Here is a 14,591-nt window from a genome sequence, read left to right on the forward strand (position 1 = left end):
ATTTTTACCAACACGTTTTGTCCTATAACCCGAAAAATCAGTTATCAATACCAGGATTTCCCGGATATTGATAACTGATTTTTTAGTTCAAAGTTTTGAAGCAGTCCTAATTAAGCGTTCTTAGCTGCATCGCAGATCTTTGCAAAGCCTGCAGGATCATTGATAGCGAGTTCAGACAGCATCTTGCGGTTTACTTCAATGCCAGCTTTTGTAAGTCCGGCAATCAGTTTGCTGTAGGTCAGGCCGTTGAGACGAGCTGCTGCATTGATACGAACGATCCAAAGCTTACGGAATTCTCTCTTCTTGGATCTGCGGTCTCTTCTTGCATAGTAGAGAGCCTTCATAACCAGTTCATTTGCTTTTCTGAACTGAGTATGACGTGCACCTCTATAACCCTTAGCCAGTTTCAGAATTTTCTTATGTCTTGCATGTGCGGTAACGCCGCTTTTTACTCTTGCCATTCTCTTAAATCCTCCTTATTAGCCGTTCGGCAGCAGTTTTGCTACACGTTTGTAATCAGACTTAGAAACCAGTGCTGCTTTTCTGAAATTTCTCTTTCTCTTTGGGGACTTCTTTTCGAGAATGTGGCTCTTGAAAGCTTTATTTCTCTTGAACTGACCGGATCCGGTTTCTGTAAAACGTTTTGCCGCAGCGCGACGGGTTTTCATTTTCGGCATTTTATTCTCTCCTTTATTATGCTTTCGGGGCGATAATCATAGTCATATTGCGCCCTTCCATTTTCGGTGGTTTTTCTCGAACAATTGAGTCTCCCAACTCTTTTGCAAAGCGATCGAGAACATCCTGACCTAATTCAGGATGAGTCATTTCTCTACCCCGAAACATAATGGTAACTTTGACTTTATTACCATCCAACAAAAAGCGTTGTGCATTTTTTAATTTGACAAAGAAATCATGGTCTTCGATATTCGGACGAAGCTTAACTTCCTTTATCTGGAAAACCTTCTGTTTCTTTTTTGCTTCCTTATCACGTTTCTGCTGTTCATATCTGTATTTGCCATAATTCATAATACGGCATACTGGAGGATGCCCGTTTGGAGCAACTTCCACGAGATCAAGGCCTTTTTCTTCAGCCAGACTGATCGCTTCATGAAGCGTCATGATCCCCAACTGTTCGTTTGCATCGCTGACAACACGAACCTCTCTGGCCCGTATTTCTTCATTGATACTGAGTTCCTTACCTATTCTTTTCACCCCCGAAATGAAATCATTAAATAATAAAAGCGGGCAGCATGAGCTGTCCGCTTTTAAATCATTGTTTAAACCCTAGTAGCTCTTAGCTTTGTAAGGTGAGAAGCGGATCACTTCTGCTTTAATAAATCACTTTTGCTATAATACCTCAATCATCTTCATCTGTCAAGTCATTTCTAAGAACTCTATGTGCCATTCCTAAAGTTACTTCGTTGAAATGTAAAACACCTACTTCAACGAATACAGCAACACAAAGATGTTCCTTCCATCTGGCAATTCCAATCTTGCCGCCTAAGTTCATCCCCATCGCCATAAGCTTGATCTGCTCGATAGCGGATTCCATGGCTCCGACAACGGACCCATCGCCAACATGTGTATCAGAGATAACATGCTGACGCTGGGCTGCAACAATGGCAGACTCATAAATTTTAGGGATGATATCCAGGAACTTGCCGCCAAAGTTGACTGCAACAGCACGAATTCCACTTTTTGCCAGTTTTTCACGAAGCTCGTTTTCATCGCTTCTGTTTTCAGAGAGTGCCATCCTGATGGCTGCTCTGGCTACATCAGCGCTCTGGAATTCTTTATACATAATCAGCCTTCTCTGGTTTTAATTTCACGAATCAGATTGGCAACAAACATGGCAACCGGCGTAGAACCTTCATCGCCATTTTTTCTGCTTCTGATCGAAACTGTATGAGACTTCATTTCCTTGTCGCCGACAATCAGCATATAAGGAACCTTTTCCATCTGTGCCTTGCGGATCTTGTATCCGAGTGTTTCATTGGCTTCTTCGACTTCTACACGGATATCAGATTCAGACATAGCGTCTGCAACAGCCTTTGCATATTCCAGATTCTTTTCAGTTACCGGGATAACCTTAACCTGTACAGGAGCAATCCAGGTCGGGAAAGCGCCGGCATAATGTTCAATCAGGATGCCGATGAAACGTTCAAGAGAGCCGTATCCTGCACGATGCAGCATGACAGCACGATGTTTGTTTCCATCTTCACCGACATAATTGACGTCGAATCTTTCCGGAAGCTGCATATCCATCTGGATCGTGCCGCACTGCCATGTTCTTCCAAGGGAATCCTGTACATGGAAATCCAGCTTAGGTCCATAGAATGCACCGTCGCCTTCATTGATCTGATACGGAACGCCGGCAATTTCGATAGCTTCACGAAGTGCATTTGTCGAAATTTCCCAAAGTTCATCACTGCCCATTGAGTTTTCAGGACGGGTGGACAGTTCTACATGGTATTCAAGGCCGAAAACTCCATACATCTTCTTATACATAGACATGCACTTGATAACTTCTTCCTTCATCTGATCCTGAGTCATGAAGATATGCGCATCATCCTGTGTGAAGCAGCGAACGCGGAATAATCCATGAAGGGCTCCGTGCAGCTCGTGTCTGTGTACAAGGCCGAATTCACCGACGCGCATCGGGAGATCACGATAGGAACGCTGCTGGCTCTTGAAGTAAAGAATTCCTCCCGGGCAGTTCATCGGCTTAATTGCATAGTCTTCATCATCAATTTTGGTGAAGTACATATTTTCCTTATAATGATCCCAATGGCCGGACTGGATCCACAGCTTCTTGGAGAGGATGACTGGTGTCATGATTTCAACATAGCCGAATTCCTTGAACAGCTGTCTTTCATATTCCATCAGCTGATTGCGGAGAACCATTCCCTTTGGATGGAAGAACGGGAAACCAGGTCCTTCTTCATGGAAGGAAAAGAGGTCAAGCTGTTTTCCGAGTTTTCTATGATCACGTTTTTCTGCTTCTGCACGTACAAAGAGGAAATGTTCAAGATCTTCTTTGTTGAAGAATGCAGTCGCATAAATACGCTGGAGCATCTTGTTGTGTTCATCGCCGCGCCAGTAAGCACCTGCAACGGTCATCAGCTTAAATACCTTGACTTTGCCGGTTGCTTTCATATGCGGGCCTGCGCAAAGGTCTGTGAAATCTCCCTGTTCATATAAGGAAATGACAGCATCCTCCGGAAGGTCTTCAATCAGCATGACTTTATAATCCTGATTCTTTTCTTTGAAGAATTCCAATGCTTCTGCTCTCGGCAAAACCTTTTTTACCAGCGGAATATTTTCCTTGCTGATCTTTGCCATTTCTCTTTCAATGGCATCAAAGTCTTCCTGGCTGAAGACATGTTCAGAGTCAATATCATAATAGAATCCATCATCAATAGCCGGGCCAATTGCAAATTTTACGCCTGGATATAAATGCTGGATTGCTTGAGCCATTACATGCGCTGCAGTATGTCTGAGTGTGAAAAGCCCTTCCGGATCCTTTTTTGTGAAGAATTCCACAGTGGTCCCATCCACGATCGGATCACGAAGATCGGTCAATTCGCCATCAACTTTAGCTACAACGGCCTCTTTCCCCAAGCTGTTGGAGATAGCTTTTGCAGCTTCGGAAAGTGCAACATTGCTTTCAAACTGCTTTTCCTTTCCATCTTTCAAATGAATTGTAACCATAACAATTTCACCCTTTCTATAAAATCTGTTTCGGGATACATCCAACAAAACAAAAAACTTCCGTCCCGTAAGGGACGAAAGTTATATTCCGTGGTTCCACCCAAATTAAAGCCTAAGCTTCACTCTGACATATAACGGTGTTCACCGGAAAGATTTCAGATCTTTCTGTTTAAGAGTGGTAACAGATCGACTGCATCGTCTATTCACACCAGCCATAGACTCTCTTGGCATGCCTGTCTGAAATGTCATGTCTCTTGCACTACATTTAATATAAACACTATAACCTTATAAAATTAGTTTGTCAAGAAATTAGCAGAACTTAATTGTAATTCCGGCAGAAATTTAAAACATTTCAAATTTCATGAACATAGGAGATTCCCTCAACGGTCTGCAAATAGGAAATATACTTCCCCTTCTCACCATGATGCGGCACCTTCATGGTCATAGTTGCGGCAAGAGCAGCCGCTCCATGCTTTTCTTTAAATACATTGAAGTTTGTAATCTCCACGCCCTTCTTCCTTACGTCCATCAGAAATGCTTTAATTGACTGGACATCGCTGAACTCAACATACAGGTCAAAATCCTTAGCCTGCGTCCGCAGATGCTTATCTACAGGCTCCAGCACTCTTAATACAAAGATTACAAAAATCTGTGCAATGATAGTCCCCTCTAAGAAACCGATGCCTGCTGAGAGTCCTATGATGGCACATGCCCACAATCCGGCTGCCGTTGTCAGCCCTTTGACTTCATTTCTGCCCGTGACAATAATCGTACCTACACCAAGAAAGCCGATTCCGCTGATAACCTGCGCTCCCAGACGTGTCAGATCTGTATTGGATGCAGGATAATTTCGCAAAACATACTCATTTAATATCATTGCCATAGCGGCTCCGATAGAGACAAGCGCGTGGGTTTTTACACCGGCGCCCTTATTTTTATATTCTCTGTCCATTCCTATGATAACGCCAGCCACAGTCGCCATCAGCAGGCGAAAACATATTCCCCCAATGCTCCATTCCTTAAAAAGAGCATCTAATGTATCCAAAGCCACCACCTCAACTCACATTGAAATACAAATTCCAATTCTTTTCCCTATAAATATAATAACACTCAACTTCATGAAAACGTTTTAAAATATTACATTTTTTATTTATTCCTTTAATGCCGGGTGCTTTTAGCATATGCCTGAAAATTTCATCCTAATTAAAAAGCTTCTATCCGGAATATGAATCCTTCCAGATAGAAGTTTTAAACTCAATTACCTGACGCTCTTAACCTTTAAACGTCTTTCAAGAACCTTAAGACACATAGATACGAAGAATGTCATGATGAAGTAATACAATGCAACGATAACCAGCGGCGGGAACGGCTGGAAGCTGATTCCCTGAATCGTGGTAGCCGTATACATCAGATCTGCCATACCGATGACGGAAACCTGAGAGGATTCCTTGATAAGTGTAACAAATTCATTGCCGATGACCGGAAGAATATTACGAATCGCCTGCGGGATGATAATCCGGATCATTGATTCCCATTTGGAAAACCCGAGCGACATTGCCCCTTCGAGCTGCCCCTTAGGAATCGACTGAATGCCCGATCTTACAATTTCACATTCATAAGCCCCGGAATTGATAATAAGCGCCAACACACCTGCAGACAAGCGTTCAAAATCAACGCCTAAGATCTGGAAACTCGGGAAATGGATTCCAAGGAATGGAAGCCCGAAGAACACGAGCGAAATCTGTACGAGTACTGGCGTACCTCTGATAATTTCAACATAAACAGTAGCAATTGCCTGCAGAATTTTAATGCCGGAGATTTTCATGAATGCAAGAATAATCCCCAGTAAAAGGCCGAAAAAGCAGGAAAGCAATGAAATAATAATCGTAATTTTAGCGCCGGACATAAAGATGTCATTATATTTAACCGCTGTATCAATTACCAAATCCATAATAATGTCATCTCCTATATATCTGCATGCAGCAACCGTTTAAGGAATGTCTGCGTTCTTTCTTCCTTCGGATGAGTAAATATATCCTCCGGATTTCCTTCTTCTACGATATACCCCTGATCCATAAAAACAACATGGTTGGAAACGGATCTTGCAAACTGCATTTCATGTGTAACAACTGCCATCGTCATTCCAGCCAGGGCTACCTCTTTCATAACTGAAAGAACGTCCCCTACCAGTTCAGGATCCAAAGCGGATGTCGGTTCATCAAATAAAAGCATCTTAGGTTTCATCGCAAGAGCGCGTGCAATAGCGACACGCTGCTGCTGACCTCCGGAAAGCTCTCCCGGATAATAATCAGCTCTGTTTTCCAGACCGACTTTGGCCAACAGTTCCATCCCCTCTTCACGAGCCTGGATTTTGGGCATCTTTTTTATATGGATTGGCGCATACATAACATTCTCAAGCGCTGTAAACATAGGGAAAAGATTGAATGACTGGAATACCATGCCGACATCTCTTCTCAGCATTTTGACATCCGTCTTTTCATTGACCCTCTTGCCTTCAAACCAAAGCTCACCGCCTGTCGGCTTTTCAAGTAAATTCAGGCAGCGAAGAAGCGTACTTTTCCCGGATCCGGACGGTCCTATGATCGTACAAACTTCCCCGTTCTCTATTTTCATATTTATATCCTTGAGTACTTCGACATTGCCGAAAGATTTTTGCAGGTGCTTGACTTCGTATATAATCTGCTTTTTATCAGTCATTATTCTCACGCCTTTCTATGCATCTGAATATAGCATAATTATACAATTAAGTCAATTAAATTCTGCATAAATCGTATAAATTATTATTTTTCATCTTTTAAAGCCAAGATTTTATGTACTGGATGTTTAAGAAAGACCTGGATCAAATCCTTAAATTCAAAATAAAACCGATTATGCTATACTAATTGAATAAGACATAAATATAGTTTCAGGTTCCAGACTCTTCAAACAGCAGGAGTCTCTAAACTATTTGAGGTGAAAAGTTATGCAAAAAATCAGAAAAGCTGTCATTCCTGCAGCAGGATTCGGGACACGCTTCCTTCCGGAAACGAAAGCGATGCCTAAGGAAATGCTTCCTATCGTTGATAAACCGACCATTCAATATATCGTTGAGGAAATAAAGGCCAGCGGTATTGAACAGATTTTGATCATTTCGGGACATGCCAAAAGAGCTATTGAGGACCATTTTGATTCTTCTCCTGAACTTGAACAGCATCTCTATGAATCCGGAAAGATGGATTTATTGAAAGAAGTCCGTCAGGTTGCTTCCGTTAAGATTCATTACACACGCCAGCAATATATGCGGGGTCTTGGAGACGCGATTCTCTGCGCTAAAGAATTTATGGACGGGGAACCATTCGGTGTCATTTTAGGCGACGATGTTGTCTATAATGGTTCCGGCGAACCTGCACTTAAGCAATTAATTTCCCAATATGACAAAACAGGCGGAACGATCATCGGCTGCCAGCTCGTACGTCCGGAGCAGGTATCTTCCTATGGCATTATCAACGGAACGCCAACAGAAAATCCCGATCTCCTCAAGGTTAAGAATATGATTGAAAAGCCTTCCATTGAGGAAGCTCCCAGCAGATTTGCTGCACTGGGCCGTTATGTCATCACTCCTGAAGTTTTCAAAATCCTGGAGCAGACCAAGCCCGGAAAAGGCGGGGAAATTCAGTTGACAGATGCCCTGCGTGTCATGGCCAAAAACGGAAACGTCTATGCTTATAACTTTAAAGGAAAGCGCTATGATACCGGGAATAAGCTTGGATATCTAAAGGCAACCGTGGAATTTGCCCTGAGAAGGGACGATATCGGTCCTGAATTCCGTCAATATCTGAAGTCATTGCTCATGGATAATAAAATTTAACATTCAGCAATAAAGAGGAGCCGGTTGAGCCGGCTCCTCTTTATTGTTCAAATTTCCTGTTAAATGCTTATGCCTCTTCAAAAGGTTCCTCATGGCGGATTTTTTTCTGCTGGGCCTGATAAAGTTCAAAGTACTTTCCCTTTCCGGCAATCAGTTCATCATGGGTTCCTTTTTCTATAATCTTTCCATGATCAAGAACACAGATGCAGTCTGCATTCCTTACGGTAGAAAGACGATGTGCAATAATAATTGTTGTTCTATCAGCAGCGAGCCTGTCGAGTGCTTCCTGGATTACTTTCTCCGTCTGCGTATCCAGTGCGGATGTTGCTTCATCAAGAACAACAACAGGCGGATTCTTCAGAAAGACACGTGCAATTGCAATTCTCTGCTTCTGCCCGCCAGAAAGCTTGACGCCGCGTTCACCAACTTTTGTGTGATAGCCTTCAGGAAGGTTGTTGATGAAGCTGTCTGCAGCGGCAAGTCTGGCTGCTTCTTCGATTTCCTCATTTGTTGCATTTTCCTTGCCATAGCTGATATTCTCTGCAATCGAGTCACTGAACAGGAATACATCCTGTTGCACAATCCCAATCTGCCGCCTTAAATCCTGCTGCCGGAAATCCTTGAGATTCTTTCCATCCAGTGTAATACGCCCTTTTGTCGGTTCATAAAATCTGAGCAGCAGGTTTACAAGAGTACTTTTCCCTGCCCCGGTTTCTCCGACAAAAGCGACCGTCTGGCCTGCCGGAATAGAGAGATTGAGGTCATGCAGGACGAGATGATTTGGATCATATCCAAATGACAAATTTTCGAACACGATATCTCCTCGGATATCTTTTACACTGGCCGGTTCTCTGCTGTCCTTAATCAGCGGCTCTGTCTTCATAATTTCCTCAAATCGATGGAAGCCTGCCATCCCCCGCTGATAAACTTCAGCAAGAATTGTCAGACGGAATACAGGGCGCATGAAGATATTGACATAAAGCAGGAATGCGACAAAATCGCTGACCGTCAAGGTCCCGCCGGCAATCATCATCCCGCCGACTAATAAAACGACAACGTTAATGATATTGGTAAAGAAATTAATGCCGCTGGAAAAATAGGCAACAAGACGGTATGATTCAAATTTTGTATCTCTTAATTCCCTGCTTTTATCTATAAAACGTTTTAACTCGAACCCTTCCTGGGCAAAAGCTTTAACCAGACGGATACCAGAAAGGCTCTCTTCTGCGCGAGCACTCACTTCTCCGGCTTTCACACGGTTTTTCCGGAATGATTTTTTCATAGCACGGTTTACTTTTACTGTGTGAATACTCTTGGCAATCAGCAATGTACCAATAATAATCGCAAGTTTCCAGTTCATAAGCAGCATGACTATTAAAGTTCCTGCCATTATGACACCGCAAAGAAGCACGTCATTAGGTCCTCTGAATGCCAGATCGCTGATTTCCGTTACATCACTTGTAATTCTTGAAAGAAGCTGTCCCGTCTTCTCATTATCAAAGTAGTGGAAAGAGAGCTTTTCTATGTGCCTGAATAATTCCGATCTCATATCGTGCTCTATGGAAGCACTCATAATATGCCCATAATACTGCACTGCATACTGCACGATAAAATTAACAATATATAAAAAGAGCAATACCCCTGATCCTATGAAAAGCTGGTGCATATTCTTTGACGGCAGTATCTCATTAATCAAGTATCTGACAACAATAGGAAAGATAAGATCAAGACCGGCCATGACAAATGTACCGATAATGACGCCAATGAGTATTGTCATGTAAGGCTTATAATACTTCAGAAAACTTTTTACCATAAAATATACCTCTGGAGCTTTATATGATTTCAGGAATAAAGCCTGCCTGTGCCTCCCTTAAATAAAACGGAATTTATCTATGCTTCTAAAATTATGCCATCATATTAGAAAATCTTTAAATGATTAATCCTCTGTCGTCGTTCTCCAGATATGCAGCAGGGAATCTTCGGATAGTTTATCTACATGGAAATAAGATGCTCCCATAATATTTGCTAATTTTTCTGCCAGTCCCAGCCTGATATATCCGCTTTCCGTATCTATGACTGCAATTGGCAGATTCCTTCTTCTCAGGCGGGCTCCTTCTCTTAAAGCATCTGCTACAGGATCCGAATCAGGATTTGAGCCAGCCGTGGCTCGTCCATCAGTTATAAGAATGACAACCGGTTCCTGAGTTGGTTCCTGACGGTAAAGCATATCGAGCACGTCCTCCGCTTTCCGGAGACCGCTTGCCAGAGGGGTCTTTCCGCCGGTAGGAAGGTCCGCCAGCTTTTTCTGTGCAAATTCGACACTTCTTGTTATTGGAAGAAGGACTTCGGCTTTCTTCTTTCTGAAGGCTATCATGCCTACCCTGTCTCTTTTCTGATAGGCCTCAAGGAGCATTTTGAAAATAACGCCCTTGACTATGCTCATCCGCTTTTTAGCACCCATTGATCCGCTGGCATCAACAACGAATAAAAAGACATGTCCCGTACGTTTTTCTCTTACCTTGTCTCTAAGATCCCTGCTCTTGATGACAAATGCCAGATCCTTATTTAATAAATGACGGGCTTTTTGGTAAGGCGCAGCTGCTCTAAGTGTAGCGTCAAATGCAATGTCTGACACTTTTTCCCTGGGAAGCTTCGACTTTACATATCTTCCCTGTTTCTTGTCTGTCAGTACGAATTCACGTTTTCCATCCCCGCTTTTCTTAAGCCTCAATCTCTGGGGCTGAATCCACATAGGAGGCAGTACTACACTTAAATCCGCCTGATCGACCTGATCTTCCCGGGGAGCAGGGGCATTTTCCGTATTATCTTCCGGTTCACTGTCATCATTTGATTCATCCTGCGTGTCATTTAACTGCGCTGGTCTTAAATCCTCATTCTTCGGAGCCTGCTGTTCATTATTTTCAGGCCTTTCCTCTTTTTCCTGCTCCTGCTCTTTGTTCTGCTCAGTCTGCGGAGTATTGTTCCTCTCCGTATCAGGTTTTCTCATCCTGTGGGGCAGGACAAATTCAGCAGCTTCTTCAATATCCTTCGGCATAATGAACATGCGATTATATAAGGCAGCAATCGCTTTGGCAGCTTCGATCAGATAGATATCGGCTCTATGACCTGAAACATTTGCTTTCAGGGAATATACCGCAGCAAGCTGGATCATGGCATCCGGACACTCTACTTCAGGCAGGATTTCCCTTGCATTCCTGATTTTTTCCCTTAATACGGAGTTTGCATCAGCCCATTTATTTCTGAATCCGATTCCATCATTCTCGTATGCAAGAACGCGCCGGATAATCTCTTCCCGGTCCTTGATACCTTCCGTGCCTTCTATATTTACAAAAAGTCCGAATCGGTCCAGGGCTGATGAAGGGAGTGATCCGCCGTCAGGATTCATTACCGACAAGATGGTAAAGCGGGACTTCCTCTCTACAGACAGTCCGTCCCGTTCCAGTTTGTAACTGCCATTCTGCTGAATATCCAAAACAATTGACAATAAATCAGACTGCAGGAGATTCACATCATCTATGTATAGAATCCCCTCATTGGCTTCATCAACGAGTCCCGGAAGAAGAGTCCGTTCTCCTGTCTTAACCGCCTTTTCTGTATCTATAGATCCCAGGAGGCGGTCTTCCGTTACACTGACAGGCAGTTCGACCCATGGATCATCAATCAAATCTCTTGCCCCGCGTACCAAAGTTGATTTTCCCGACCCGCTCTTACCGGATATAATGAGGCCTCCCGCATGAGGATTCACCAGATTAATCAAAATAGCCTTTTTAGCCTTCTCCATACCTGTTATAGCGGAAAAAGGATATACATTACGCTTCATCATCAATGACCTTATCTACTTCTGACCAATCAAGCTCCTGTTCTTCAAACGGGCGTCTCCTCATACGGTGCGGCAATGCTAAGCATGAAGCTTTTCTAATATCTTCTTTGGAAACTTCAAGATGCCCTTCCAAAGCAGCTATGGTTTCAGCAGTTTTTATCAATGTAATATCAGCTCTGTGTCCATCGACCTTTAGAATAATTGCGATCTTCGCTGCGATCAGGAGCATGTCGTCTGAAATAGAAATACGCGGCAGAAGATCCATAGCACGCTCTATACGGCTGACTTCCTTTTCCTGCTCATCCTTCCACTGATTGACGAACTCTTCCGGATCGGTTTCGTAAGAAAGGCGCCTTTTTATAATTTCGGCTCTCTTCTCAGGATCCTGTTCCCCTGTTACTTTTACCGACAGGGCAAATCGATCGAGAAGCTGCGGACGAATATCCCCCTCTTCCGGATTCATTGTCCCGACCAGAGAGAAACGCGCAGGATGGGAATAGGAAATGCCTTCTCTTTCGATTGTATTGATTCCCATTGCTGCGGAGTCAAGAAGAACATCTACAATATGGTCATCCAGCAGATTTATCTCATCGACATACAGGATATTCCGGTTGGCATCAGCCAGAATCCCGGGCTCGAATGATTTGTTTCCTGTCTTTATAGCTGCTTCAATGTCCAATGTCCCAACAACTCTGTCTTCAGTAGCACTCACCGGAAGTTCGATTACTTTCATGGACTGGAGCTTTACCGGTGGTTCCACATCCTTATATTTTTCACTGCATTCATCACACCAATTGGATTTGTCATTAGGATCGTCATGATAGCGGCATCCGTCTATGCACTTTCTGGGAGGCAGAAGGTCCGCCAGAGCCCTGACTGCAGTAGATTTGGCAGTCCCCTTTTCTCCCTGGATCAGCACTCCTCCCAATCTTGGATTAATCACATTCAGTTCCAAAGCCAGCTTCATCATATCCTGTCCGATAATTGCGGTAAAAGGAAATACATCTCTTCTTTTCATATTGACTCCTATCAGTAAATGATTAAGTTCTATCTTTGTGACATTAAATTCTTGCATTAATCTTCGTCATCGTCATCGTCGTCTTCTTCAAGGGTTCCTTCGATAGATAAATATAACTTCTCCAATTCTTTCTTCATACTATCCTTGGCATTCCACATCTTGCGTTTTTCCGCCTCCAGAAGTGTTTCGGCTATATTTTTCAGTGCCCAGGGGTTCACCTTTTCCATCCATTTTTTCATTTCAGGATCCAGCGCGTACTTTTCGGCATATTGATCATACATCCAGTCATCTATTACATCACTGGTAGCATCCCACTGGAAGCTGATTGCTATCCTGTTGGCAAGATCGGATGCGCCTTTATAACCATGCTCCATTAAACCCTTGATGTATTTAGGATTCATGGACTCACTCCTGAAAATACGTTTGACTTCTTCGTTGACGGTACGGATTTTAACATTGCCTCTGTTCGTGCTGTCCCCCACATAGGATTCGGGTGAATTACCGGACAGACTTTTCACTGCAGCAATCATGCCTCCATGGAATGCATTATAATCATCTGAACTCATAATATTGCTGTCGGGATTCTCTTCGTTTTTTACAGTCAGATCTATGCGCGCCAGCTGCTTTTTGAAAAGCTCAGGTTCAAAACATCCGTCAGCTCCCTTTCCAAAAGCATGTCCGCCCCATCTGACATATACATCAGCAAGGTCTTTCGTGTTTTCCCATTCACGGGTATCAAGAATCACATTGACACCTGCGCCATAAGTCCCCGGGGCATTGCCAAATATTCTGTACGATGCAGTCCGCCATGCTTCAGTCTCCTCTTTGCCTTTAGCTTTAAGAACTTCTGCATCACTGCATATATGCTTTCTTACAAAATTTTCTTCATTTCCTTCGTCCTGTTCTGCAGCCATCATAACTGCCTGATCCAGCAATTTGGAAATTTGCGGAAGCGTGTCACGGAAAAGTCCGCTGATTCTTGCAGTAACATCTATTCTCGGTCTCTTCAGTTCATTAAGCGGTATAACCTCTAATCCTGTGACTTTTAAGCTGCCCTTCTGCCATACCGGCTTAATCCCCAGCAAGTACAGGAATTCGGCGATATCCTGGCCAAAGGTTCTCATATTTGGCCCTGACCATAAAACCATTCCTATATTTTCCGGGTAATGCCCTTTTTCAGCAATATATTTGGCGATAGTCCTGTCTCCCAGCTTTACGCCTAAATTCCATCCGGCTGGGGATGGAAGTGTCCTGGGATCAGCGCCATAGAAGTTTCTTCCTGAAGGGAGCAGTCCTGAGCCTCCTGTATTAGGTGAACCGGAAAGTCCTGGATTTATATATTGCCCGGATAATGCAGAAATCGTGTTTGTCATTTCATCCGAAGTCCTGTGGATTGACGGAATCAGCTCATGTATAACGAAATCCAGCAGTTTATTCGATTCCTGTTTCCATGCATCACTGCCCTGTGCTTCAGGAAGGTTCATAATTTGTTCAATACAGTCTTCTTGCTGCATGGATTCTATCGCGAAGGAAATGACTTTTCGCGTTTCCTCACGAATTTTCTCCATTAACTGGCTTTTCGTCATATGCAGAGGCTCATAAATTTCATCCGGATGCGTCTGAATATCATCCAGCGTCAGATTATATTTTTTGGCCCACAGTTCAAAAACAGACGGAATATCCCCATTAGACAGTCTTAATATCTGCAGTACGCAGTCAAGTAGCAGCTTTCCTTCCGGTGCTTTCCCCAGTATATGAAGTCCCACGTGGACTTCGCTGTCTTTCAGTTCCTCTATATATGCATGCAGATGAGCTGCATAGTCCTCAAATGGCTCACTTTCATCATAATGTACCTCTTCATCAAGCTTTGCAGCCACAGACAGTTTTCTTATATCTGCTTCAATGCCGCTTATATCCGAAGTTCCCCTCTTGAGCTGTGCATATTCATCCAATGTCTTTTCCAGTTCAGCCAGTTCATCATATGCCCCTGCCTCTGCGATAGGAGCCGGAAGATGCCCGATCAGGCATGCTGAGGACCGTCTTTTTGCGATAATCCCTTCACCTGTGATTGTCATCAGGTAAGGATATATATTAGGAAGATCATTCAGCGCAATATCAGGGTAACTTTCATCGTCCAGCCCTACACTCTTTCC

Annotated in this window: 13 protein-coding genes and 1 other annotated feature; of the genes, 1 reads left to right on the top strand and 12 read right to left on the bottom strand. The window is 43.4% G+C overall.

Annotated elements, in window-relative coordinates:
• Positions 1-110: 110 nt before the first annotated feature.
• The 8 genes from rplT to M3200_RS03755 form a co-directional block, all read right to left on the bottom strand.
• Positions 111-461 carry a 50S ribosomal protein L20 gene (rplT, locus tag M3200_RS03720; protein ID WP_022382195.1) on the bottom strand — a complete coding sequence of 117 codons (351 nt, stop codon included), beginning with the start codon at positions 459-461 and terminating at the stop codon, positions 111-113.
• 18 nt (positions 462-479) lie between these two features.
• Complete coding sequence (gene rpmI / locus M3200_RS03725; protein ID WP_022382196.1) at positions 480-677, bottom strand: 50S ribosomal protein L35; 198 nt, start codon at positions 675-677, stop codon at positions 480-482.
• Between the two features lie 16 nt (positions 678-693).
• Complete coding sequence (gene infC, locus M3200_RS03730) at positions 694-1,212, bottom strand: translation initiation factor IF-3 (RefSeq protein ID WP_022382197.1); 519 nt, start codon at positions 1,210-1,212, stop codon at positions 694-696.
• A gap of 15 nt (positions 1,213-1,227) precedes the next feature.
• Positions 1,228-1,337: a sequence feature (ribosomal protein L20 leader region), on the bottom strand.
• A gap of 20 nt (positions 1,338-1,357) precedes the next feature.
• Complete coding sequence (locus M3200_RS03735; RefSeq protein ID WP_022382198.1) at positions 1,358-1,801, bottom strand: HutP family protein; 444 nt, start codon at positions 1,799-1,801, stop codon at positions 1,358-1,360.
• 2 nt (positions 1,802-1,803) lie between these two features.
• Complete coding sequence (gene thrS, locus M3200_RS03740; RefSeq protein ID WP_022382199.1) at positions 1,804-3,711, bottom strand: threonine--tRNA ligase; 1,908 nt, start codon at positions 3,709-3,711, stop codon at positions 1,804-1,806.
• 352 nt (positions 3,712-4,063) lie between these two features.
• Positions 4,064-4,756 carry an MgtC/SapB family protein gene (locus tag M3200_RS03745; protein ID WP_022382200.1) on the bottom strand — a complete coding sequence of 231 codons (693 nt, stop codon included), beginning with the start codon at positions 4,754-4,756 and terminating at the stop codon, positions 4,064-4,066.
• 213 nt (positions 4,757-4,969) lie between these two features.
• On the bottom strand, positions 4,970-5,662 hold the full coding sequence (locus tag M3200_RS03750) for an amino acid ABC transporter permease (RefSeq protein WP_022382201.1): 693 nt from the start codon (positions 5,660-5,662) through the stop codon (positions 4,970-4,972).
• Positions 5,663-5,676: 14 nt separating this feature from the next.
• Positions 5,677-6,429, bottom strand: coding sequence for an amino acid ABC transporter ATP-binding protein (locus M3200_RS03755; protein WP_022382202.1), 753 nt, complete (start codon positions 6,427-6,429; stop codon positions 5,677-5,679).
• 265 nt (positions 6,430-6,694) lie between these two features.
• Here M3200_RS03755 and galU point away from each other — a divergent pair, with 265 nt between their 5' ends.
• Positions 6,695-7,579 (top strand): UTP--glucose-1-phosphate uridylyltransferase GalU, encoded by an 885-nt coding sequence (gene galU, locus M3200_RS03760; protein WP_022382203.1) that lies wholly within the window; start codon positions 6,695-6,697, stop codon positions 7,577-7,579.
• A 67-nt stretch (positions 7,580-7,646) separates the two neighbouring features.
• On the opposite strand, the gene M3200_RS03765 is transcribed toward galU, so the two are convergent.
• From M3200_RS03765 to M3200_RS03780, 4 genes are all read right to left on the bottom strand, one after another.
• A complete protein-coding gene (locus tag M3200_RS03765; protein ID WP_022382204.1) occupies positions 7,647-9,392 on the bottom strand; it encodes an ABC transporter ATP-binding protein in 1,746 nt (581 codons plus the stop codon).
• A gap of 123 nt (positions 9,393-9,515) precedes the next feature.
• Positions 9,516-11,423: a VWA domain-containing protein gene (locus M3200_RS03770; protein WP_022382205.1), complete on the bottom strand. Its 1,908-nt coding sequence runs from the start codon at positions 11,421-11,423 to the stop codon at positions 9,516-9,518.
• Entirely contained in the window at positions 11,410-12,438 is a 1,029-nt protein-coding gene (locus M3200_RS03775) for a magnesium chelatase ATPase subunit I (protein WP_022382206.1), read from the bottom strand. Before M3200_RS03775 ends, M3200_RS03770 begins: the two co-directional genes overlap by 14 nt.
• Before the next feature lie 56 nt (positions 12,439-12,494).
• The coding region (locus tag M3200_RS03780) for a cobaltochelatase subunit CobN (RefSeq protein WP_288178125.1) at positions 12,495-14,591 on the bottom strand (2,097 nt) is incomplete at its 5' end.

It is taken from the genome of Dialister sp. CAG:357, from assembly GCF_000435155.1.
GTDB lineage: Bacteria > Bacillota > Negativicutes > Veillonellales > Dialisteraceae > Dialister > Dialister hominis.